Source organism: Photobacterium sp. SP02 (assembly GCF_038519165.1).
In the GTDB taxonomy this organism is placed as follows: Bacteria; Pseudomonadota; Gammaproteobacteria; order Enterobacterales; family Vibrionaceae; genus Photobacterium; species Photobacterium halotolerans.
In genome coordinates this window covers 1-24,819 of sequence record NZ_JASJOJ010000010.1, presented here as the reverse complement: position 1 = coordinate 24,819, position 24,819 = coordinate 1, and the positions used below count along the sequence as shown (strand labels likewise).

At 49.2% G+C, this 24,819-nt stretch carries 18 protein-coding genes; 11 read left to right on the top strand and 7 right to left on the bottom strand.

Translation table 11 applies throughout. The features are described 5' to 3' along the window. The first annotated feature begins 246 nt into the window (after nucleotides 1-246). From P0Y67_RS06650 to P0Y67_RS06630, 5 genes are all read left to right on the top strand, one after another. Nucleotides 247-1,035, top strand: coding sequence for a TetR/AcrR family transcriptional regulator (locus P0Y67_RS06650; RefSeq protein ID WP_342391237.1), 789 nt, complete (start codon nucleotides 247-249; stop codon nucleotides 1,033-1,035). 221 nt (nucleotides 1,036-1,256) lie between these two features. Next, a complete protein-coding gene (locus tag P0Y67_RS06645) occupies nucleotides 1,257-3,611 on the top strand; it encodes an efflux RND transporter permease subunit (RefSeq protein WP_342391236.1) in 2,355 nt (784 codons plus the stop codon). Between the two features lie 78 nt (nucleotides 3,612-3,689). Continuing rightward, nucleotides 3,690-4,454 carry an outer membrane lipoprotein-sorting protein gene (locus P0Y67_RS06640; protein WP_342391306.1) on the top strand — a complete coding sequence of 255 codons (765 nt, stop codon included), beginning with the start codon at nucleotides 3,690-3,692 and terminating at the stop codon, nucleotides 4,452-4,454. 18 nt (nucleotides 4,455-4,472) lie between these two features. Further along, nucleotides 4,473-5,624, top strand: coding sequence for a hypothetical protein (locus P0Y67_RS06635; protein WP_342391235.1), 1,152 nt, complete (start codon nucleotides 4,473-4,475; stop codon nucleotides 5,622-5,624). Nucleotides 5,625-6,167: 543 nt separating this feature from the next. Beyond that, the gene (locus tag P0Y67_RS06630) at nucleotides 6,168-7,484 is read left to right on the top strand and encodes a methyl-accepting chemotaxis protein (RefSeq protein WP_342391234.1); all 1,317 of its coding nucleotides are present in this window, start codon (nucleotides 6,168-6,170) and stop codon (nucleotides 7,482-7,484) included. A 126-nt stretch (nucleotides 7,485-7,610) separates the two neighbouring features. Here the strand turns inward: P0Y67_RS06630 and P0Y67_RS06625 are convergent, their stop codons facing one another. From P0Y67_RS06625 to P0Y67_RS06610, 4 genes are all read right to left on the bottom strand, one after another. Next, complete coding sequence (locus P0Y67_RS06625; RefSeq protein WP_161444924.1) at nucleotides 7,611-8,105, bottom strand: SixA phosphatase family protein; 495 nt, start codon at nucleotides 8,103-8,105, stop codon at nucleotides 7,611-7,613. 93 nt (nucleotides 8,106-8,198) lie between these two features. Then, nucleotides 8,199-9,416, bottom strand: a complete 1,218-nt coding sequence (locus P0Y67_RS06620) for an ABC transporter substrate-binding protein (RefSeq protein ID WP_342391305.1) — start codon at nucleotides 9,414-9,416, stop codon at nucleotides 8,199-8,201. A gap of 147 nt (nucleotides 9,417-9,563) precedes the next feature. Continuing rightward, nucleotides 9,564-11,003, bottom strand: coding sequence for an ATP-binding protein (locus P0Y67_RS06615; protein WP_342391304.1), 1,440 nt, complete (start codon nucleotides 11,001-11,003; stop codon nucleotides 9,564-9,566). 19 nt (nucleotides 11,004-11,022) lie between these two features. Then, nucleotides 11,023-11,760: a response regulator gene (locus P0Y67_RS06610; RefSeq protein WP_192016420.1), complete on the bottom strand. Its 738-nt coding sequence runs from the start codon at nucleotides 11,758-11,760 to the stop codon at nucleotides 11,023-11,025. A gap of 369 nt (nucleotides 11,761-12,129) precedes the next feature. Between P0Y67_RS06610 and P0Y67_RS06605 the strand changes: the two genes are divergently transcribed. Then, a complete protein-coding gene (locus P0Y67_RS06605) occupies nucleotides 12,130-14,445 on the top strand; it encodes an FdhF/YdeP family oxidoreductase (RefSeq protein WP_342391233.1) in 2,316 nt (771 codons plus the stop codon). Between the two features lie 123 nt (nucleotides 14,446-14,568). On the opposite strand, the gene P0Y67_RS06600 is transcribed toward P0Y67_RS06605, so the two are convergent. Both P0Y67_RS06600 and ptsG read right to left on the bottom strand, forming a co-directional pair. Next, on the bottom strand, nucleotides 14,569-15,486 hold the full coding sequence (locus P0Y67_RS06600; protein ID WP_342391232.1) for a PIG-L family deacetylase: 918 nt from the start codon (nucleotides 15,484-15,486) through the stop codon (nucleotides 14,569-14,571). A 64-nt stretch (nucleotides 15,487-15,550) separates the two neighbouring features. Next, on the bottom strand, nucleotides 15,551-16,993 hold the full coding sequence (gene ptsG / locus P0Y67_RS06595; RefSeq protein ID WP_342391231.1) for a glucose-specific PTS transporter subunit IIBC: 1,443 nt from the start codon (nucleotides 16,991-16,993) through the stop codon (nucleotides 15,551-15,553). 208 nt (nucleotides 16,994-17,201) lie between these two features. Between ptsG and P0Y67_RS06590 the strand changes: the two genes are divergently transcribed. From P0Y67_RS06590 to P0Y67_RS06570, 5 genes are all read left to right on the top strand, one after another. Next, nucleotides 17,202-17,915: a response regulator transcription factor gene (locus tag P0Y67_RS06590; protein ID WP_342391230.1), complete on the top strand. Its 714-nt coding sequence runs from the start codon at nucleotides 17,202-17,204 to the stop codon at nucleotides 17,913-17,915. Then, nucleotides 17,912-19,375: a HAMP domain-containing sensor histidine kinase gene (locus P0Y67_RS06585; protein ID WP_342391229.1), complete on the top strand. Its 1,464-nt coding sequence runs from the start codon at nucleotides 17,912-17,914 to the stop codon at nucleotides 19,373-19,375. The genes P0Y67_RS06590 and P0Y67_RS06585 overlap by 4 nt, the downstream gene beginning before the upstream one ends. After that, nucleotides 19,372-20,643: an ABC transporter substrate-binding protein gene (locus tag P0Y67_RS06580; protein ID WP_342391228.1), complete on the top strand. Its 1,272-nt coding sequence runs from the start codon at nucleotides 19,372-19,374 to the stop codon at nucleotides 20,641-20,643. Before P0Y67_RS06585 ends, P0Y67_RS06580 begins: the two co-directional genes overlap by 4 nt. Nucleotides 20,644-20,939: 296 nt before the next feature. Further along, complete coding sequence (locus tag P0Y67_RS06575) at nucleotides 20,940-21,929, top strand: hypothetical protein (protein WP_342391227.1); 990 nt, start codon at nucleotides 20,940-20,942, stop codon at nucleotides 21,927-21,929. A 636-nt stretch (nucleotides 21,930-22,565) separates the two neighbouring features. Beyond that, complete coding sequence (locus tag P0Y67_RS06570) at nucleotides 22,566-23,462, top strand: glycosyltransferase family A protein (protein WP_342391226.1); 897 nt, start codon at nucleotides 22,566-22,568, stop codon at nucleotides 23,460-23,462. A 79-nt stretch (nucleotides 23,463-23,541) separates the two neighbouring features. Here the strand turns inward: P0Y67_RS06570 and P0Y67_RS06565 are convergent, their stop codons facing one another. After that, nucleotides 23,542-24,756, bottom strand: a complete 1,215-nt coding sequence (locus P0Y67_RS06565; RefSeq protein WP_342391225.1) for a penicillin-binding transpeptidase domain-containing protein — start codon at nucleotides 24,754-24,756, stop codon at nucleotides 23,542-23,544. Nucleotides 24,757-24,819 lie beyond the last annotated feature (63 nt).

The window sequence follows — 24,819 nt, the reverse complement described above, 5'->3', positions numbered from 1 at the left end:
GCTATTTATGTGACCGGACAAATAATTCTCAGCAATGGTATTGATCTCTGTGCATAAGCAGCTATTATGACGATAAGTCAACTTTGACTAATCGTCATTTTTACAGAGATTTACCCTTTTCGTATTCGTGTTAAACTGATTAAGGGATGCTTGCTTCTTGTAAAGCAGAAACTTACAGGAGTGCCAGCATCTCACAGAAGGAGTTGCAATGTATTCACGCAACTGACAACTTAAAAGTCGGAAGTTATGTTCGGGTTGAACTGTAATAAAGAGAGAGGTGCCCTCTTCTCAGGAGAGCGTGCGCCCAAAACCAAAAAACAGCTAGCGATTGCAGAACGCGATCACGAGCTGATCATGCTTGCCAAAGATCTGGTTAACAAAGAAGGCTTTGCGAACCTGACCATGGACAGGCTGGCGTCAATCAGTCCTTACTCTAAAGGAACGGTGTATAACCATTTCTGCAGTAAAGAAGACGTCATCGTGGCGTTATGCAGCCACGCTATAAAGGTTGAAATGACTCTGTTCAACCGGGTGTTAGATATGGAAGGCAGCAGCCGGGATATTCTGATGGGTGTCCACGTTGCATACCATATCTTTGCCCGACTCGAACCCATACTGTCGACCTGTCTGCTGACAGCGAAAACCCCCTGGGTTATCGACAAAGCATCCAATACACGCGTGGAAATATTGAATCAACTTGAGGAGCAAATGATTGATAATGCTGATGCAATCGTCAATCGCGCTCTCGAGGAAGGCAGTCTGGCTATGTCTGCGGCCGTCAGTACCGATGCGGTAGTTTTTGCAAACTGGTCACTGGCAGTGGGATCAAATGCGTTGATTACCAATGCAACCAACAGTCGCTGTATACATCGCCTGCAGGATCCGTTCACCATTCTCAATAACATCAATATGTTATTGGACGGGATGAACTGGAAACCACTGTCCAGCGAAAGGGATTACAAAAGGCTGTGGAAACACATTGAACAGACCTTTTTTGCCGAAGAGATCGAACTTCTGGCGCAACTGGGTCGTTAGTTCCTGTAAAAACCCGCTTTCAGGCGGGTTATTTTCACACCATGTTTGACGATTTGTCACAATTTGATTTTTCTCTGCAGCGAACACTGGAGAGGTTAACGCTCATAAGTAGCTGAATAATGAAAATTCGCTATCAATAAGTAGCTTACTCATGCCCGGCCAGCCTACACGCTGGCTTTAAAGCACCAAGTATTGACGAAACGTCACTCATGGAGATTGTGATGAAAGACAGTATCTACGCTTTACCGATCAAACGTGCTTATGTCGTCCTGGCGACAATGACAGCACTGCTGATCGCCGCGACTATCGGCGCCAAAAACCTTTATTTTCGCGGCGATTACAACATCTTCTTTGACGGAAATAACCCCCAGCTGCAAGCCTTCAACACGATCCAAAACACATTCAGTAAAACAGACAACATCAGCTTTGTTGTTGCGCCCAAAAACGGCAATGTCTTTACGCCGGACACCTTGTCACTTATCCGGGATCTGACCAATGACAGCTGGCAGGTTCCCTTTTCCAGCCGCGTCGACTCGCTGGCAAACTATCAGCACACAGAGGCCATTGAAGATGATCTGCTGGTGGAAGATTTGCTGTTAGATGAGTACCCGCTTGATGCGGCGCGTATCGCGAAAGTGAAGTCGGTCGCCTTACAAGAACCTTTGCTGCGTGATTCACTTATTTCATCCAACGGTGATGTTGCTGTGGTGAACGTCACTTTACAAATGCCCAAAGTTGACGAAACGACAGAAATTACCACGGTTACCGATTATTCCCAGACCTTGCTGGCGAAGTACCGGGCCGACTTTCCTGACGTTGATTTCTATCAGGCCGGCATTGTCGCGATGAACCGGACTTTCATGGACATGGCGATGAAAGACAGCAGCACACTCGTGCCGACCATGCTGCTGATTGTGCTGGTTTTCCTGGTGCTAATGCTGCGCACTGTGACCGGTGTGCTCGCCACGCTTATTGTGATTATCGGTTCAGTGGCAGCCACTATGGGCCTGTCCGGCTGGGCGGGCATGTTCCTCAGCACAGCCACAGTCAATGTACCCACCCTGGTTCTCACACTCGCCGTTGCTGACTGCGTACATGTTATTGCCACTATGCGCCAGGGCATGCAGCGGGGCATGCTCAAAAACGAAGCCATTGGCTACAGCATCAAACTCAATGCTATGCCGGTACTGATTACCTCGGTAACAACAGCGCTTGGCTTTTTGATGATGAATGCCTCTGATTCCCCGATTCTGCGTGATTTGGGCAATCTGGCCGCTCTGGGAATAATGATCGCCTGTTTCCTGTCGGTTACACTGCTGCCCGCGCTACTGGCTGTGCTGCCTTTGCGTGCCCCGGCCGTCAAACCGGCCGGCCAGCACAGCTGGACCGATCAATTAGGCAATCTTGTGGTGAATCACCGCAAAATTATCCTGCCTTTGTCGGTGATCGTTCTGGCCGGCACTACCCTGCTTCTGCCTCGTAATGTGGTCAACGACGAGCCAGTCAAATACTTCGCCACAGACAGCCAATTCCGTCAGGCTGCCGATTTCATGGCTGAAAATATCAGCGGCATGACCACCATCAGCATTGCGATTGACTCAGGCCAGCCTCAGGGGATCGCGGATCCTGGCTTCCTGAACATTCTGAATCAGTTTACAAACTGGCTGCGCGAGCAACCTGAAACCGACCATGTCGCCAGCCTGAGTGATGTTTACAAACGCCTGAACAAAAACATGCATGGTGATGATGACAGCTGGTATCGCCTGCCGAACGACAGAGAACTGGCGGCACAATATCTGCTGCTGTATGAGATGTCTTTGCCATACGGCCTGGATCTGAACAACCAGCTCAATGTAGATAAATCATCCGTCAAACTGACGCTGACCACCAAGAATGTCGGCAGTAAAGAACTGGTGGCTCTGGAAACCCGTATTAATGACTGGTTTGATGCTAATGCGCCGGGTTACGCCATTATGGCGTCCAGCCCGAACCTGATGTTCGCCCATATTGGCGAAACCAACATGGCCAGTATGTTATCGACACTGCCGGTTACGCTGGTGCTGATCTCCGCACTGATGATTTTCGCTCTGCGTTCACTGCGACTGGGTGTGATCAGCCTTATTCCCAACATCGCCCCGGCGATTCTCGGATTCGGACTCTGGTCACTCTGGTCCGGTGAAATCAACCTTGGGCTGTCAGTGGTGGTCACTCTTACGCTCGGTATCGTGGTCGATGACGCCGTGCATTTCCTCAGCAAGTATCAAATCGCACGCAAAGAAGACCGAAATGCCGAAGAAGCGGTTCGTTATGCGTTCAGCACTGTTGGTCGCGCGTTATGGATCACAACCGTCGTTCTGGTTGCCGGCTTCTCGGTACTGGCCAGCTCCAGTTTCCGCCTGAACAGCGATATGGGCCAACTCAGCGCCCTGATCATTTTCATTGCCCTGGTGGTGGACTTCTTGCTGCTGCCCTGCATGTTGATGCTCTTTGACCGTAAGCCGGTGGAGCAGGCTGACCTTAAGACAGCCATGCCGGATACCAAGAACCCGATTAACCCAAAACCATTGGCACAATAACCATTTAGCCAAAGATTAAGGAGAAAGCTCATGACAGATAAAACAGCCCGAATCACACAATGGCTAGCGTCTATAGGCATGATTACCGCACTGGGTATGGCGATCATACCGGCGGTATGCCATGCGGGTAACGAACAAGGGTTAGAGATTGCCAAGGAGCGAAAACTGCGTGATACCGGTTGGGGCGACAGCGTGGCAGTAATGACCATGCTGCTATCCAACGCACAAGGAGAAAGCAGCACCCGAAAAATGCGTATCAAGACACTGGAAGTGGCTGATGATGGTGATAAAGGCCTGACTATTTTCGACCAGCCCCGTGATGTACAAGGCACAGCCTTTCTGAATTTCGCCCACACCACCAAGCCTGACGATCAATGGCTTTATCTGCCGGCACTAAAGCGGGTTAAGCGTATTGCTTCGCGCAATAAATCGGGCCCTTTCATGGGCAGCGAGTTCGCCTACGAAGATTTAAGTTCATTTGAACTGGAAAAATACGACTTTACCTATCTGGGTGATGACACCGTTCAAGGTGAAGCCGTCTTCAAGATCCGGCAAGTACCGACGGATGAATACTCAGGTTATACCAAGCAGTTGCTATGGCTGGATAAAGACCATTACCGTCCTTTGAAGGTGGAATTCTATGACCGGAAAGACAGCCTGCTGAAGACACTGACTTTTAACGACTATCAACAGTATCTGGGCAAATACTGGCGCGCACATACGATGACAATGAATAACAGCCAGACCGGCAAGACAACGGTACTGACCACCCATGAACTGACGTTTAACAATGGCCTGGATGAGAGCGATTTCAATAAGTCCAGCCTCAAACGCGTCAAATAATCTCAGGCAGGAGCAAGCATGGTATACCGATTTTCTGCATTGCCCCTGTTTCTGGCTGCCTCGGTAGAGGCAGCTGGTATCAGCGGCCAGATAAACCTTGAACAACGTCAGTTTCTGCACCCTGGTCTTGAGGGCCAGGACAAAAGCCAGACCTCAGTGGTGATAGAACCCGAATGGTACACAGAGTGGCAGGACGGTGACGCCAGGCTGACCATTCAGCCATTCTACCGCTGGGACAGCATGGACGATGAACGTACCCATTTCGATCTTCGCGAATTCATGTATCTGCAGCTGATCGATGACTATGAGCTCAGAATGGGCGTCGGGAAAGTTTTCTGGGGCGTGACTGAGTCTATTCACCTGGTGGATGTGATTAACCAGACCGATAACGTCGAATCTGTCGACGGCGAGCAAAAACTCGGGCAACCTATGATCAATGTTGCAGCCGTCAAAGACTGGGGCACAGTGAATGCATTCATCCTCCCCTATTTTCGTGAACGTACTTTCGCCGGTAAAGACGGACGGCTGCGGCCGCCACTGCCGGTGAATGACGATGCATTGTATGAATCTTCAGCTGAGCAGGAGCATATCGACTGGTCATTGCGCTACAGCCACTATTTTGGCGACTGGGATGTCGGCGCCAGCTTTTTTCAGGGCACCAACAGAGATCCCTACTTTCTGCCGGGACGTACCAGCCTGACGCCATACTACGCCCAGATGGACCAGACCAGCGTGGATGTTCAGGGCATTTTTGGCAGCTGGTTATTAAAACTTGAAGCGCTTTACCGTGACAGCCTGGAAAACCACTCCGCCGTGGTCACAGGGTTTGAATATACGCTGGTCGGTGTTTTCGATACCTATTGGGATCTTGGCCTGATTGCCGAGTACCAGTACGACTCCCGCTCACTGAGTCTGAATCAGAATGACCTGTTTCTGGGGACCCGATTTGCGCTCAATGACATAGACGGTACAGAAATTTTATTCGGGATTAATCAGGATCTGGACAGCAGTCAGGAATCTACCGGCAGAATTGAAGCCTCCGCGCGGATAAACAACAACTGGAAATGGCGGGCTAACGCCTGGTGGTTCAACGCCAGCCAGCTTGACAGTCCACTGTATTTTGTCCGTAAAGACGACTTCATTGAACTGGCACTGGAATATTACTTCTGAGCCAATTTGCCATTTCATTCAAAAACTTGCCGGAACTGTGACTGCCTGAGTTCCGGCCTTTACCAGAGACCTGTCATTCTTTCCCGGCTGAGCATGCCCTGACCCGTGCATCACGGCGGCATCTGCAAGACTAACCTCGTGCAGCCCAACCTTTTATTTATCGCCTGCCTGAATAAAAAAGTGAACTGTGACTAAAAAACAACCTATACATTCAACACCCTAATTACTCAGAGAAATCAGAAAACAATAATGAATGATATTAATTGAAGTAGGATCACAAGAACTGAAAATAGCAGAGGCAGTCAAACTTCATTTCAAGGTCAAAATTGACCATTTTACCTTTTTGATTTCAACCTTAACGATATTTTTTATAATAAATGAACTTGTTAATAGCAGATAAGTCATTGAAGTCACACCTCCGCAGAATAATAGCCGCACTATTTAGCTTTCACTAATTTTTCAACCAACCGAAAAATATCTCTTTTAAACATATTTCTCTGTTCTATATTCAGCTAGAGGGCATATATCAACAAGGACTGTGACATGTTCGGGTTATCTAACAAGAATAACGTAACTCAAGACGCGTACAACACACTTCAACAACAACTCCAGGAAGCCACCAATACCTTAGCGGCAATCAGTGATGCGTTTGCATCGATTGAATTTACACCATCAGGAGAAATCATTAGCGCCAACCAACATTTCCTTAATACCATGGGATACAGCCTGAATGACATTCAGGGTAAACATCACCGGATGTTTTGTACCGATGAAACTAAACAAAGTCAGGAATACCAACAATTCTGGTATCAGCTAAGCCAGGGTAAGCAGATTAAGGGACTGTTCCAGCGCATTACCAAAAGCGGGAAAGACATTTGGCTGGAAGCCAGTTATTGCCCGGTTTTCGACGATGAAGGGAGCATTTGCAAAGTCATTAAAATTGCTTCTGACACCTCAGCCAGAGTCGCTGACCACCATGAGCTGGCCAGCCAGACACAGGCGGTTTCCCGTTCTATGGCGGTTATCGAGTTTGATCTCAATGGCAATATCTTGCACGCCAATGAAAACTTTTTAGCGACGGTCGGCTACACATTTGATGAAATCAAAGGAAAACATCATCGCCTGTTCGTCCCCCCCTCCTATGCGCAAACCAGTGAGTACCAGAATTTCTGGTACCAGCTCAATCAGGGGCAATTCATGGGCGGTAAGTTTGAACGGGTGAACAAAGCGGGCCAACCTCTGTGGCTGGAAGCCACCTACAACCCTATTTTTGATACCAATGGCAAGCTGTATAAAGTCATAAAATTTGCCACAGACATTACACAGACCGTCATTCTTGGCCAGGAAAACAGTCAGCTGGCTTATGACTTGTCAGTTAAAACCCGGCAGTTATCCGCCGAGGGAAGTAACTCAGGTAATCAGGCTATTGAACAGATGGCGCAAATGGTTGAGGCTTTAAATTCAACCTCTGATGTGATATCCCAGCTTGAGGAACAGTCAAAAACCATCACCAACATGGTGGACACTATTTCCGCCATTGCCGATCAAACCAATCTGCTGGCGCTCAATGCGGCCATTGAAGCGGCCAGAGCAGGCGATCAGGGACGAGGCTTTGCCGTTGTTGCCGACGAAGTTCGCCAGTTAGCTTCGCGCACCAATGAGTCGACCGTGAAAATTGATAATGTGGTTAAACAAAACAGTCAATTTACGACACAGGCGGTATCTTCAATGTCTGAAATTATTGCCCGCGCTGAAAGCAGTATGGCCAAAGTCAAAGAAGCCAGCACATCTATTCAAGACATTGAAGACAGTATTAACGATGTCGTTATGGCGGTGCAAAAAATGTCAGAAGCCAGTTAACTCCTGCCCCGCCGAGAACCTGTCTCTTGAGCGTCTTTCCATGCTCAAGAGTCAGATTCATAAGCGACAAGTGTTCAAGAGATATTCTCTTTGAAAGAAAAAGCCAATCCCTGTCAGCGTAACGTGTCAGTGAGTCAGGCGTTTCGGAAAATCAAAATACAGCAACTGGCAATTTTCCGGCCCGAACGCTTGCCATGTTTCCGCCTCAATAGCAAAAACTACCAGACCACAGGTCGGGACATTGTCTGTCTTTAAACCAAGACGGACCACCAGTTCATTGATGGCGGGATTATGGCAGACCACCATAAGCCGTTCGACCTCATCAGGCACCGACTGAATAATGCTGACCACTTCATGGGCAGAGTCGGTATACAAGCCCACTGTGGTGGCCAGCTCAGTAGGATGCGGATGCAGCGCCTGTTCAAAAAATTGCGCGGTCTGGAATGCCCGCTCAGCGGTACTGCATAGAATGCGCTGCGGCAGCGCCTGCCAGGCGGCGAACCGGGTTGCCATCTCAGCCGCGTTTTTCAGGCCGCGCTCATTCAGCGGGCGATCATGATCATCCAATTCCGGGTCATCCCAGGATGACTTGGCGTGACGAACAATATAAAGCAGTTTCATAGCCGCAAACTCCCCGTTAGTCTTTTGCACCCATCTTATTTGTACTAATCCTAGCGCAAACAAAGCGGCTTAACACAGGCATGGCGAAACGCTCTAGCGGGCGGATTTAACAGCCCTGGCCAGCTGATTCGCGGCTTTTTCCGGATCAGCCTGCTTACTGTGGAAAAAATCGGTCACTACGTCAAAAATTGCCGCCTGCACATAACTGGTGCTGGCCAGCCCCTGAGAAATACTGGGTACCAGGGTATTATTCTGCTGATTTAATTGAAAAGCGGCCGCTGAGGCTAGCGAACAGTTGTCAAAGCCTGCCATGTCCACATCGGTACGCACAGGAATGGAGCCTTTCGCTAGATTGAATTGTCGCTGAAAATCAGGTGTCAGAATGGTATGTGCCATCGATTCCTGCGCCTGAATACTCAGCTCATCGCTATGCTTAAAAAAAGCAAAACTGTCGATGTTGTAAGTAAAGAACCCCTGGGTACCCGGTGCAGGCACACACAGAATCTCTTTACCCGGCGTTTTCCCCAACGCAGAAAATTCGCCCTTCGCCCAGTCTCCCATGAACTGCATCGCGGCTTTCCCTTCCACCAGCATGGCACTGGCGTCGCTCCATTCCATGGCCTTGGTTTTCACATCAATGTATTGCCGCATATGCTCAAACTGACGGAAAACATCCACCATCTGCTCACCGGCCAGCATGTCTGAATCTAAGTCAACAAAGGCACGGCGGTAACCCTGAGGACCCAGTACCGCCAGCGCCACGGATTCAAACAAGGTCACTTCCTGCCAGGGATCGCTGCCCAAGGCCACAGGCACAATATTGGCCTGCTTGAGTTTCTCTGCCGCAACAAAAAACGACTCAAGCGAATCCGGCACAGTCGCACCGGCTTTCTCCAGCAGGTCCGGGTTAATCCATAACCAGTTAACACGGTGAATATTCACCGGCACGGCCACATAATGCCCCTGATATTTCATGATCTGGCTGATAACCGGCGGCAATAGCTGATCCCAGCGCTGAACATCTGCCACCTCATCAAGACTGGTCAGAAAACCCAGCATGCCCCACTCTTGCAAGTCATAGCCTTTGAGCTGTGCCGCCGAAGGGGGATTCCCCGACACCGCACGGCTTTTCAGCACTGTCATGGCACTTTCACCACCGCCACCGGCAATGGCAAAATTCTTCCAGCCGATACTCTGCTGCTCAAGGCTATCCTGCAGCACTTGCGCGGCTTTCATTTCACCTCTCGCGGTCCACCAGTGCAGCACTTCAACCTCTTGCTCTGACTGCTGACCAGCATCAGAGGCACTCATGACAGGCGCAGACAAAAATGCCGATATCGAAGCAGTAATTAACACTGCTGCCAGCGACAGTGAGCGATAACGCCCCGCTGAAAAACTCATGTTCATTTAGGTTCTCTTACTTTACGCCGCACCTGCTGTGAGCAGAGGCGACTATCATCAGTCCATCAGGCGAGGCAGGATCATCGTCACTTCCAGCCCCCCTTGCTCCATATTGCGGATAGACATTTCGCCGCCGTGGGCATGTAAAATGTTGCGCGTTATCCCCATGCCGAGGCCATGGCCTTCGTCATCGGTCGCTAATCTGACATAGGGTTCATACACACTGTCCATTTTATCCTCTGGAATACCCGGCCCTCTGTCCTGTACCCGAATAACCAGACTCTCTGCTGTGTCTTCGGTCAGTACCCAGACTTCCTGACCGTATTTCACCCCGTTATCAATGATGTTGCTTAAACATCGTTTAAGGGCCAGCGGCTTACCCATAAGAGGCGCAATGTCTGCAACAGGCAAATGCACTTTAATACTGTTTCTGTTATGCCCTTCGGCAATACTGCGCATCACTTCTGCCACGTCCACCTGGGCCAGATTTTCATGCAGATCGGTATCGCGTACTGTCTGCAGCGCCCCTTTGACCATCATTTCCAGCTCATCGAGATCTTTATTGAATTTGTCGATTTTGGTGTCATCTTCCAGCAGTTCTGCACGCAACCGAAGACGGGTGATCGGGGTTTTTAAATCATGGGAAATGGCGGAAAACAAATGTTCCCTGTCATCAATATAACGGCGCAGGCGCTGCTGCATCCGGTTAAAGGCCCGGGTCGCAGTGACCAGTTCACTGGCCCCTTCTTCTTTGAGCTGCGGCTGATAAATATCCATGCTCAGGGCATTCGCCGCATCCGCTAACTGCTTGAGCGGTTTCGTTTGGCGCCGGATCATTGTATAGGTGAAGAACAGCAGCAAGGCGGTGATGAACAGCAGAAACAGCACTTGTTGCTTAGTGATAATCTCATCTTCCAGCGTGGAGTACGGCGCCGGCAACAAAGCGGCGATATACAGCCACTCGTTGTCCGCCAGTTCCAGCTGCACCACCAGAATCGGCGGATTCAGCGGCTCCAGGCTCAGCGTGTAATGCGCCCAGGAACGGGGTAAGTCACTCAGCAGAATGTCATTTTTCAGTACATGCAGGGTTTCGGGGCGTGAAAACTCCACCCGGATCACATCCAGGCGCGGCAGTTTGTCATGCAATACTTCCTGTATCGCTTTGACCGCGGTGTTTTTCATACTGGAACCGGGGATAGGATCGATCCGGATTTCTTCTTCGTTGAATGAAACAAAAAAACGGGTGCCGCCCATGTTCCGGATCTGATCCAAAACGATGTGCCGGTACTGTAAAGGCAGGGATTCAAAAAAAGTGACAGTGGAAGCAAACATGGTGGCCATACTGGTGGCCGCCGATTCCAGCCCGGCCAGATCCCGGCGTTTAGATTGCCCGTACCAAATCAGGGTCGCAATCATTTGTGCCAGAAACACAGCCAGCAAGGTAAACCACAAAGTGCGGGCCATCAGTGATTTCGGCCACCATTTTTTCCAGTTGATCATCTGCTGAGCTTTCCGGTCAGTTATCCGTTTCGTAAGTGACATCTGCATTAAACAGATAGCCGTTTCCCCGCACTGTTTTGATTAACCGCTGCTGACGCCCTTTGTCACCCAGGCGCTGGCGTAGCCGGCTCAGCTGGACATCTACCGCGCGCTCAGACGGCTGCGCATCACGCCCGCGTGTCGCAAAGAAAATCGTATCCCGGTCGAGCACTTCATTGGGACGGCTGAGAAACAGCAGAAGCAACGCGTAGTCACTGTTGGTCATTTCATAGGTGCGCTGAGTCTGGGTATCCTGCAGAGACTGAGCAGCCGTATCCAGACGCCAGTGATCGAACAAAAAGGCTTTTGGCAACGACGGGTTCACCGGCTGGTTTGACTCAGTTGGCTGCACTCTTCGCAGCAGCGCTTTAATTCGCGCCATTAGCTGGCGGGGGCTGAATGGCTTGGCAATATAGTCATCGGCGCCGAGCTCCAGCCCGACAATCTGATCCATCTCGTCTGATACGGCAGTCAGCATAATAATAGGCACGGCAGACGTTTTCCGGACATGCTGACACAAAGTGAAGCCATCTTCACCGGGCAGCATAATATCCAGCAATATCAAATCCGGCTCACTGATGGTCAGCTCCCGTTTCATTGCCACACCGTCTTCTGCGGTAACAACCCGGAAGCCCTGCTTCCCCAAATATTCGCCCAACAGTTCACGAATCTCCTGATCATCATCCACGACCAGTACTGACTTGTCCGCAACCATTCTGATTTCCTCACTGCGGCCCTGTCCGGCATGGTAAACAGGTACTCATGACAGATAAAGGCAGCATCTTTACACATATACGATTCAAAAATGTAAGATACCAGACTCCGGCCCAAAACGCTTGGGGTTCAATGTAACGCTAAAGTAACGGGCACCATGATTACCGGCTCATCACAGTACGTTGCACCAGTTGAATATATCCCTTTACCCGAAATGGTTGAAAATTCATAAACTAACAGGCTACCCATACATATTTTGTGGATAAGGTTACATTTTTGTCTGGCCTGCCGTCATACTATAGAAACCGGTATCTTTATGGATATGTTCTGTTTTAATTCGTCGCCCAGGCCATGCAGGAAGTCAATCACCATGACAGTGAAAAAATATAAAGGCTCAGCCGGTGGCTGGGGAGCGCTAGCAAGCACCACCCGTCACTTGGTGAAAAGTGAAAATATCACCCGCAACATACGTAATCTGCTGAAAACCAATCAGGACCAGGGTTTCGACTGTCCGGGCTGTGCCTGGGGCGAAACCGAAGAGCCGGGGCATTTCCGCTTTTGCGAGAACGGGGCCAAAGCCGTCAACTGGGAGGCAACCAGCCGTCGGGTGACGCCGGATTTCTTTGCCCAGTACCCTGTCGGCTGGTTACGTCAGCAAAGTGATTATTTCCTTGAATATCAGGGCCGCCTCAGCCATCCGGTGCGTTATAACTCGCAAACGGATCATTATGAGTCCGTCAGTTGGGACGAGGCTTTTTCACTGATTGCAGAGCATCTGCAAGCTCTGGACAGCCCGAATCAGGCTGAGTTCTACACCTCTGGCCGTGCCAGCAACGAAGCGGCTTTCCTGTATCAGCTTTTTGTTCGGGCTTTTGGCACCAACAACTTCCCGGATTGCTCCAACATGTGTCACGAAGCAAGCGGGGTCGCGCTCAAGCAATCAATTGGGATTGGCAAAGGCACAGTGCGTATTGATGATTTCGAAAAAGCCGATGCGATATTTGTGTTCGGACAAAATCCGGGCACCAATCACCCCCGCATGCTAGATACCTTACGAAATGCCGCCAGACGCGGAGCCGCTATCGTCACTTTCAATACACTGAAAGAACGCGGTTTAGAGCGCTTTACCAACCCGCAGTCACCGGCAGAAATGCTGACCGGCGGGGCCACGACAATCAGCAGTCATTACTTCACGCCAAAACTCGGTGGTGATATGGCGGTGATACGCGGCATGGTTAAAGCACTGATCGCTATGGATCACAGCTCAATTGAACAGGGCAAGGGCTCTATTTTTGACCACAGTTTCATTCAGGCCCACACCCAGGGCCTTGAGGCGTATCTGGCGGAAGTGGCAGCCACTGACTGGTCTCTTATCACAGAGCAATCAGGTCTGTCGCAACAAGACTTAGAATACGCAGCAAGCCTGTACCGGCATTCTGAGCGTGTGATCATCACCTGGGCGATGGGGATCACTCAGCACAAACACTCAGTCAATACCATTCAGGAAATTGCCAACTTACAGCTTCTTTTCGGGCAATTAGGTAAGCCCGGTGCCGGTCTTTGTCCGGTGCGCGGCCACAGTAATGTGCAGGGTGACCGTACCATGGGCATCAATGAGAAGCCCACCCCTGCTTTTAATCAGACGATAGAAGCAACCTTTGGATTCACCCCACCGGCGGCGCACGGTCACAACACGGTGCAGGCCATCAAAGCCATGCTGGCCGGCGAGAGCAAAGTCTTTATCGGACTGGGTGGCAACTTTGCTTCTGCAACACCGGATACCCGGCTGACTCAGCAGGCGTTGGCGAGCTGCGATCTCACGGTCAACATCGCTACCAAGCTGAACCGCAGCCACTTGATCACAGGTAAAGACAGTTTGATTCTGCCGTGTTTTGGCCGCACAGATGTCGATCTTCAACAATCCGGGCCGCAATCGGTGACAGTTGAAGACTCGTTCAGCATGGTGCATGCCTCAGGCGGTGTGGTTGAAAGTGACACAGGAGAAATGCGCTCAGAGCCTGCCATTATTGCCGGGATCGCCAAAGCGACCCTGGGCAATCATCCGGTCGACTGGGATTCGTTAATTGATGACTATGACAGAATTCGCGATCTTATCGCCCAAACTATCCCTGGCTTTACCGACATGAACCAGAAACTGAAACAGCCGGGCGGGTTTTATCTGGGCAACAGCGCGGCAGAGCGTATCTGGCATACCGATTCTCAAAAAGCCACCTTCATCGCGCATCCGCTGCCGACTCACCTGCTGCCGGCCAATCTGCGTTCACTCAGCGACGATCCTGTTTTTGTGCTGCAGACTGTCCGTTCGCACGATCAGTACAACACCACAATTTATGGTTTTGAAGACAGATACCGCGGGATCTCCGGCGAGCGAAAAGTCTTGATGATCAACCCGGCCGATATCGACGCTCTCGGCATGACGCCGGGTGACCGGGTCGATGTGACATCATTGTCAGCCGATGGCGTAAAGCGCACTGTTTATGGTTTTAAATTGGTGAGTTATGACATTCCCGCTGGCAATATTGCCGCCTATTTCCCGGAAACCAATCCCTTGGTGGCATTAGACAGTGTCGGTGACCTGAGTGATACCCCGATCTCTAAGGCTATCCCCATTGTCCTCACACCCAGCCAAATCAGTGAAGAGCGTATAGATTTATCACCTTACTGATCAGCAGTATCAGCCATAGCTTAACGGCAACAAAATACAGGATAGGTGATCAATAAACCGGGCGCATAACGATGGCCCGGTCTGTTTTTGCTCGGATGTGTCAGGGGGAACTGAACACGTCCGTTACTGCAAGTTACAATAAGCCGACTGGCAATGCGCATGCGGCTGCAGGGCGCTGTATGTCGTCTTATCCCATTTATAAATGGTTTCGTAATCGGCGCTTTCCAGTGGCGGGATATAACCCAGGTCATACTGGCTGAGATAAAATTCCTTAAACGCATCAATTTTATGTTGCTTATCAATCCAGAACGTCATTGGCGTGATTGAGTTTGCCGGCAGACGAGCCTGAATGCTATTCACTTCATCCATGGCATTACCTGGATTCGCGCCTGTGTAGGGCTGATCTTCACCAAAATAAATCTGACACTTCGCCTCTGCCCCCAGATCATGCGCCGCTTTCATTACCGCTTCACGTACGATGAAATGGTCGATATGGCTGCCATTGGCCAGCAGCACAAAGGCGGCGCAGTTATCCTGCTTAAGAATAGGGGTGACATCTGCGGCAATGCGTTCATAAATACCAGTTTCATCCTGACGGAAATCGGCAAAAGTACCAGCAGGGCCGCCGCCTGCGGTCGGAGAACCTTCATATTTACGCAATGGCGCATCATAAAAACCCGCGGTCTTGTAGCGGAAGTGATCCCATTGAGTAAACATCTTCATGTGCGCTTCAAAGTCTTCTTTGTAACGCATGGTAGAAACATCAAATACGCGCTTGTTTGTCAGTTCATTCAAATGGTTGGTCGTATAGTTAGAAAGTGAAAAGTACACCTCGGTGACATTGGTTTTTTGTGCCAGCGTACCTTCTTTAGACAATTTATTTATCAAGCCTCCAAAGGTCAGCAAAATATCATCCGGATGCGGACTGAGAAAATACAGATTGTCCTGATTGACATCCAGTGGCGCCGCCTGAGCAACCGGGACCATGCAGCTTGCTGTCGCCAGTAATCCAGCCACCAATGAGATAGAATTGAAACGCATTTTCTATTCCTTTTCTTCAACGAACAAAAATAAAAAAGGGCGGAGTAAACCGCCCAGACTTGTATCAGTTTGAAGCAACGAGAACGGCATTAATCTCAGTTTTGATGTTGTCTGACTGGGTACCAAAGATAGCCTGCAGGTTATCGCCTACCACCAGCACTTCTCGTGCCCCCAGTTGTTTGATTTTCGGAATGTCTGCGCCATTAATATCGCGCAGACTGACGCGCAGACGGGTAATACAAGCATCGACATTCTTAATATTGTCTTTACCACCCAGCGCCTGGACCAGAGTTTGCGCCAGCTCATTACCGATTTCCGATAAGCTGCTGACCTTAGATTCTTCGTTTTCCCGACCAGGAGTCATGAGATTAAGCCCGGCAATCAGCACACGGAAAATGGTGTAGTACATCAGCGCCCACAGAGGGCCAATGAGGATAAACAGCCACGCATTTTGCGACAGCGGGTAGTAAATCAGAAAGTCGATCGCACCGTGGGCAAAAGTCACACTGTGGTGAATATCCAGGCTGGTCACCAGCGCAAAACCCAGGCCGGTCAGAATACAGTGGATGACATACAGCACAGGTGCCGCGAACAGGAACGAGAATTCCATCGGCTCTGTGATACCCGTCAGCCAGGAGGTTAATGCTGCCGATGCCATGATACCGCCAACCAGCGCGCGCTTTTCAGGACGTGCGGAGTGGTAAATCGCCAGACCAACAGCAGGCAGCGCCCACATGGAATACAGGTAACCACCTGCCAGATTGCCCGCAGTAGGATCGCCAGCCAGATAGCGCTGAATCTCACCCTTAATGACTTTACCGGTTTCAGGATCGACATACTCGCCCACTTCGAAGAAGAATGGGACATTCCAGATATGGTGCAGACCGAATGGGATCAGCGAACGCTCCACCAAACCATAAAGGCCAAATGCCGTGGTCGGGCTCTGGTATGCCGCCCAGTGCGAGAAACTGTTAATCGCGTTGCCGATTGGCGGCCAGACATAACTCAGGAAAATACCCAAAAATATGGCTGTGATACCGGTGATAATGGGAACAGAACGTTTGCCGGCAAAAAAACCAAGGTACTCAGGGAGCCTGATATTATGAAAACGATTAAACAGATAAGCAGCAACGGCACCTATCATGATCCCGCCAAACACCCCGGTGTTCAGGCTTGGAATCCCTATGATGGTTGCCGGTTCGATGCCGTGAAGTTTTGCCATCACGCCCATTGTCGCTGTCATGATGGCAAAGCCCACAGTTGCTGCCAGGCCCGCAGCGCCGTCATTATCTGACAGGCCCAGCGCCACGCCAATCGCAAAGATCAGCGCCAGATTGCTGAACACGGCATCGCCTGACATCGCCATGATGTCTGACACCAGGCCCGGCATCCAGGAGAAGTTAGCTGAACCTATCCCCAGCAGTAAACCGGCGACAGGCAGGACGGCAACAGGCAGCATCAGCGACCTGCCTATCCGTTGTAATAACCCAAAGGTGCTACTAATCATTTCTCGATCCTTCTTGATGTTATTGGTAGGGGTACAGATACAAGGTAATGAAAAGCAGCGTGCTGAAGGTTACAAAAGCCTATGAGTTTGTAAGTAGCCTGTTACATACGCAGATTGCACAGTGCGTGAGTTTTGCGCTATACCAGTAGCCATCCCATAAGAAATGATGTATCAGATAGATTATTGAAAGTAGGCAACTTGGTAAGGTATGAAAAACCTCAGGGAAATGAAAACCATACTCGTCGTCGACGATAATCAGGAACTCCGCGATGCACTCACAGAATATCTGGGGCGATCTGAATTCCATGTATTGACCGCCAGTGACGGTGAAGAAATGTGGGAACATTTTCATCGTGCCGAGCCTAACCTGATTATCCTCGATATCATGATGCCCGGCGATGATGGACTCACCTTATGCCGGCAAATCCGCCAGCGATCGAATGTACCTATCATCATGCTCACAGCGGTGACCGACGAAATTGATCGCATTGCGGGTCTTGAAATCGGCGCTGATGATTACATCACCAAAACCTTTAGCCCGAGGGAGCTGCTCGCGCGCATTAAAGCCTTGTTGCGACGTACTCAACCCGCACAGGGTGAAACAGTGGCGCACCAGTTGCAGTTCTCTGGCTGGACTTGCGATCTGATCAAACGACGACTCATCAGCCCGAATGGCGAAGTGGTTCCGCTTTCAGGCGCAGATTTTAATCTGATCAGCCTGATGCTGGAAAAACCCCACCAGTTGCTGAGCCGGGACGATATCGCACGTTGTATCTGGGGCCGGGATGCTGACCCGTTTGAACGTGGTATTGATGTACAAATCAGCCGCCTGAGAAAACACCTTCACGACGAAGAACGCTCGCTGATTCTGACGGTCAGAAACAAAGGCTATATGCTGGCAAGCGATGTCCATACTGTATGAATACGCCGTCGTTTCTGAAGCTGACAACCCTGCAATCGCTCTGTTCATCCATTACGTTTCGGATTGGGGCGACCTTGCTGATCATCATTATGATTGCCGAGCTGATTGCCGGGCTTATCTGGTATCAGTCCAGCGCCAAAAAGGAAGTTGAAAACCTGCATAAAACGATCGTCAGCCTGATGTCGAATGCGGCCGACACTTACAACTATTTTCACGCGCTGCCGGTCAATTATCGCTACCTTATTCTGAACCAGATCCGTGAAATGGGCGGGACCCGTTTCTTCATCTCGATCAATCAGCACCAATTATCTGTTGTTCCTCCCGCCAATAATGCACGCACTGACATTCTGCTGTCTGCTGCGCATGACGTGCTGAACAAAAAAATTTCCCATGCTGAGCAGGTCACTATCTCTCTCAGCCGCCGTCAGGATCTGCGTGTTTTTAACTCAGGCATCAAACTCGATGCCCTGCCGGAAATTTGGGCGGGCTACAGCCTGGCACTGGGTGATATGGATTTACCTATTGTCGTCATGCAAATCCAGATGTCGGAACAGGAATGGTTCTATCTGGCCGCCACTTTACCTGTCCCCTTCTCTGCATTATCACCGCAGTTTATCGATCAAAAACAGCTGATGTTCCTCGGTATTTCCTCTCTGCTACTTGTGCTTTGTACCGTCTGGTTACTGCGTCTGGAAATTCGCCCTATTCGCCGGCTGGCGAAAGCAGCGACTCTGATGAGCGGGCAGCTCTATGTGCAGGAAGTCAAAGAAGAAGGCAGTAAGGAAACCCGGACTGCAGTTCGCGCATTCAACAAAATGAACCGTCGGGTCCGCGCCTATATCCGGGACAGAGAAATGCTGTTTGGCGCAATTTCCCACGATCTGAAAACGCCCCTGGCTTGTCTGAAATTACGCACTGAAATGCTCGATGATGAACAAGCAAAAGCCAGATTCGAAAAAATACTGGATGAGTTTGATTTGATGTTGAAAGGTGCCTTGCAATGTATTCGGGACACAGACATTCACGAAGAACCTGAGTGGATCGATGTTACCCAGATGGTTGAACAATGCGCCAGTTACTACAACCGGAACACTGCCAAAGTTCAGTTAAGTCCCGGCGAGCCGGTGCATTACCTGGGTAAACCTCTGGCGGTCAAACGTTGTCTGTATAACATAGTGGACAATGGCGTGAAATACGGCGAAAAAGTCGATATCGAACTGAAATCAACAACCGACAGTATTCTGCTCACGTTCAGAGATTACGGTCCGGGACTCGATAAAAAGTGGACAGAAAAAGTGTTCGAACCTTATTTCCGTGTTAATCCGCAAGATGAGCTGGGTTCCGGTCTTGGGCTCACCATATCCCGCAGTATTGCTCGCAGCCACGGCGGCGATCTCACCCTGCAAAACCACCCTGTTCAGGGACTGATTGTTCATATTCAATTGATGAGAGACCAATGAAGTTTTTCTTTTTCATTAGCCTGCTGGTACTCACTGTATCCGGCGCTGGATCGCAGGCGAAAGCCCAGACACCACCCGCCACTGCTTTTCAGGAAGTGGAATTTCTGCATTGGTGGACAGCCAAAGGTGAAGTCGCCGCTTTCAATCTGGCGACAAAGGCACTGCAAGATGCCGGCGTGTCTATTCTGGATCTGCCCGTACAAGGTGGTGGGGGGGACACGGCAATGTCTATCCTCCAGGCCCGTGCGATTGCAGGCACCCCACCCGATATCGTGCAGTTAGAAGGCCCGTCGATTAAATCCTGGGCCGCGTTGGGGTTTCTCCATAAACTGGACCAGGTGGCTGTTGACGAAAACTGGCAGCAAAACCTGCTGCCCATTGCACAAGACATCAACCAGTATCAGGGACACTATGTGGCGATTCCCATCACAGTCCACCGGCTGAACTGGATGTGGATAAATCGCAAAGTGCTGCGCCAATACGGTTTAGCCGTTCCCACCAGCTGGGATGCATTGATTGACGTATTCAGCCGGTTAAAACAAAACGGCGTAGAGCCACTGGCGCTCGGTAAAGACCAGTGGCAGGTTGCACTGCTGTTTGAGAATCTCGCCTTTGGCTATGGCGGAGCGGATTACTACCGGCGCGCCTTTATCAAGATGGATCCGCAGGCACTCAACAGCCAGACCACATACGACATCCTTGCGCGTTTCCGCGCTATCAGCCAATTGGTCAAACCTGGCATGTCTCACATGCGCTGGGATGAGGGAACACAATTACTCATAGAAGGCGAGCGGGCGTTCCAGATCTCTGGTGACTGGGTTCTGGGTGATTTGCTGGCCAATAACATCGCAGTGCCTTCCGCCATTGGCTGCTACCCGACCCCATCAAAACAGACAGGCTTTATTTATAATATGGACAGCTTCGCACTGTTCGACAGCCCGCGCACCAATGCCGACACAGCTCAAATCGTCAGCAAAACACTGTCTTCACCGGAATTTCAGCAATCCTTTAATGCACTGAAAGGTGCCATTCCGGCACGACACGATATCAGCCTTAAGGGCTACAACAGCTGCTCAGTCAATGCCAAAGCCGACATGGAGAAAGCGTCAAAATCTGGTCAGTTAATTCCCAGCATCGTAGATTCTATGGCCGTCAGCCCAATAGCCCAGCGCGCCACATCCAGCGAAATTTTTCGCTTCTTTAATGACGAAACAATGGCACCGGAAGATTTTATCCTTCACCTGCAGAATATTCCGCGCGGTGAGTAAATAATACAACTGCTCAGCTACTGAACTAATATTATGAAAAATAAACGATTCAGGATAACAACCAACAATAATGGTTATCCCGAGCAATCAAATTATAAATGACAATATTAACATTTCTTTCCAAAGTAGTTCATGTTTACACAAACCATGTATACCTCTGCAATAAATAAAAATGATAATCAATGTCAATCGCAAATAATAATAAATTATAAGAAAAACACTTTCCTTTCCCATAGAAAACATTATCTTTCTGACCTTGCACTTTACTAATAATTTTTCATGGGAATACATATATTATGCTTCGCAGATTAACACTTTTCACACTTCCATTATTACTTCTATCACTTAAATCTAACGCAGAAGTAACCATTGATAAAGAGATAAATACAAGTACAGATACAAAAATAGGAATCAGTGCAATTAGTGCAGCAAAACCTCAGATTTCAATTAATTTTCCAAGCGGTGTATATCATGGAGACTCACGCGATTTTAAAATTACAACTAAATACGCCAACCAATGTAAATTATGGATCACACAGTATGCCACATCCCCAATAACTTTCACCGGTAACTATACGATCAAAGGTGCCACATTCTTTATAAGACAGAATCAGAATCCGACGTCATATCAGGCAAAAGTGACTTGCAATGGAAGCGCAGGAGCAACGACAATAACTCACAACTTTTCAGTGCTTAAGCGAACGTCAGGCAATAATAATCCAACTATCACATCATTCATGAACAGCAATGTTATAAACGGTGCGACAAAGCTCTACTGGGGCACCAGAAATGTCGACCGTTGTACTTTGGAGTCAAAGGGTAAAACAGAAAGCGTCCTTAAATCGAATGCTATCGGTTATCCTGTGACCATTCCTTCCAATGGCGCTACCTTCAATTTGGCTTGTAGCAAAGGTACTATGACAGCAAGAAAGAGCCTGTACGTACCTAGACCAAATGCTAGATTCTCATCGAAGGAAAATGCTCAAATCGTACGTTCATCTAATCTTCAGTCAGACTTTTTAAATTATCATTACTCTTCATTATTAGATTTTGGTATTGATTTACACAGCGATAATTTTTCAACTCAGAATGTAGATATAAACGGGGATAAAAATGAAGACTTTCTTGTAATAAATGAAAATGAAAACAAACTCTATATTTTCACAATTAATTATGACCAAGTACTATCAAAGCCGTTTATCGAAGAAAATGTAACATCGTTTATCGACATTCGATCAATTCTGTTAGAAAATGACAAAGCTATGAAGGTTTTCCTTAACGAATAAAGGATGAAATATCGTGTTTTCACTGTTATTCATGTTCATGTGAATGAAGATAGAAATTAGGTAGTACCAATCAATTAAGTCTTGATTGATCGATTAAAAGATCTTCTCAGCGAGTCAACATCCGAGTCCATTCAATGTACTCGGATGTTTTATTCTTATGTGTCTTCTAAAGAAGATGAAATCTCTGCTTTACATCTTAACTCTCCAGCGATTGCTGAAGCGCTCGATTCCTGTTCTGCCTGAACGATGACTTTCTCAGCCTGTTCACTCCCGTCTTTCACACAGGGAGGGATCATACTTTGAATTTTAATGGAGCTTTCTGATTTTACAGCGATCTGATCGGTATTCATTCCTTAGTGAGCAGTTGCTCACGGCAATCCAGCAACAATTTGAGCCTTACAGGGCATGTGATGGAGAAGGATTGACCAGCCACTATACCCGAAAGCAATCAGCAAACGCCGAAAAATAAAGTCTTCCTGCTGGAGTGACGACTTCCGAATGGAGATGTTTTTTGGGTGGAGTCTGGTGATAAAAGACAGAACGAGAAAGCATAATCACGCCCTGGGATTTGGGCTGTGTTCAAAAACCCGTATATAGTTATTCCAATAAGGGATAGCCGTTGCCGGGAATGGTAAGATGATCAATGTTCAAATTTGTCTTTTTGCATACAACCTGGAGGAAAGCATTGCCAGCTGTATTGAAAGCGTGATGGAAAACTGCGGCAGTTATCAGTATGAACTGTTTGTCATGATAAACGGCTGTACCGATCTGACATATGACATTGTGTCTGGTATCGCTGATACACATCCCAATCTTCACCCGGTTTTGATTGAGATTGGTGACAAATCAAACGCCTGGAATACCTTTATCTACCAATATTATGATGGCCGTTCAGTCGCCGTTTTTGCCGATGGTGATCTGACATTTGGTCACAACGCCTTTAAACATATTGTTGACTGCCACATCTCACAGCCGCACTACAATGCCATTACAGGTTTTCCTTGTGATCGGGGAAGAAGCAGTAAGCAGATGCAAAACAGGATGCAGCAGAATCATGACCTGGCCGGTGGTTTATACCTGCTTTCACCTTTATTTATTCGGACATTAACAAACAATCACGTCAAATTGCCCGTCGGATTGATCGGTGACGACAGCATGCTGGGGTTTCTCTCAGCAACCAATATTTGCAGCGGTACTGATTTGCCCAAACAACGCATTGGCGTTTGCGTCAAAGCCGTGTTCATTTACTCCCATCTCAGCCCGCTACGCTGGCAAGACTACAAGCTCTATTTCAGACGCCGGGTTCGCTACTCGCTGCGTTACTTTCAACAACTCAGTATTGTCAGTGATCTCAAACAGCAAGGTATTTCCGCCATGCCGGCAGTCGCCATTCATGGTACGTCTGCATCCCTGCATCAGGTTCGCTGGCGAAGCAGTAATCTGATTTTTGACCTGATCTCCAAATGGATGATCGACAGACAAAAAATGCGATTACACCCGGAGTCAGATAATACCAGTAAGTCTCTCAGCTAACCGTCGGTTTACCTCGCAATGAACTGCCGGCCAGCGTCTGAACCATCCGCTCACAGTCCATATGTCATATCTACGCTTCTCAACGATGAACCACTATCACCCTCTTGTCACATTGCAGCCCCTGGCATGCGGTCAGAGTCAGCTCTCCCTGATAGTGCGTAAGATCGAGCTGGCGGCCATGAAACGGCTGGTGATTGACATACCAGAATACCTCAGACGGTTTTTTGTTACTTTTCAGTGCGATAGAGTCTATTTGTGACAGGTAATAGTGCTGGCCATTGTTGACAGACAAAATCCTAATGCCGGCCTCTGGCTGCTTATGCTCAGACTGCTCCTGATCAGATCGTCCCTGCTCAGCTTGCCCCTGACTCGTCATATGCTGCTGTTGCTGCCATACACTAAGCGCTTCGGGCCAGTTATCCGTTACGACAAAATCACCATCACTTTCCAGGGTAGGCGGCGTCAGGCCATTACGGGTATAGGCATATTTCTGATAAGCACAGCTGGCATCGTCTGATACTGATTTGGCCCGGCCTCCGGGCCAGCAGATCAACTGCCGCTTCACCGTTGCCGGCTGATGGACCCGACTGGCGTCCTCAGGTAACTGATCAAACACATCAAACATGATCGGCGCGGCCTGTGTGGCCCCCAGATAACCAACCACAGGCGATGAATCCGGGCGACCGACCCACACCGCCACTGTGTAATCGGCGCTGACGCCGACCGACCAAAAATCGCGGTATCCATAACTGGTGCCTGTTTTCCAGGCGATTTCACGGCGCACCCGCGGTACTACCCTGTCCGACGCGCTGATCGCGCTCAGGGTGTTAAATACCATCCAGCTGCTTTCAGCACTGAGGAGCATTTTATCGGGCTCTGGCGCTCTCTGCTGATCTCTCACCATATTCAGCGCTCTGAATTTTCCCTCTGTGGCCAGAGAGCGATACATTTCAGCCAGTGTCTGCAGGTTAGTTCCTGTCCCGCCTAATCCTACCGTCAGATTGGCCTGCTGGTGATGCAACTGCACCCCTGCCTGATGTAAACCCTGCTCAAAGACAGCTGGCGTCAGCGCATTAAATACCTGAATCAAAGGTACATTCAGTGATTGCTTCAGCGCATCACTCACACTGATGGCGCCCTGAAACCGCTCATTCAAATTCTGCGGCTTGTAATCAGAAAAGTGGGTTGGGATATCACTCAGCAGACTTTCGGTATGAATGATGCCGCGATCGATCGCCATGCCATAGATAAAGGGCTTGAGTGTTGAACCTGGAGACCGGACTGCCTGAGTCATGTCAACATGGGCAAAGCGGCTTTAATACAGTTTCTGCCGGCCTGCCAGAGAATGCGACAGCGT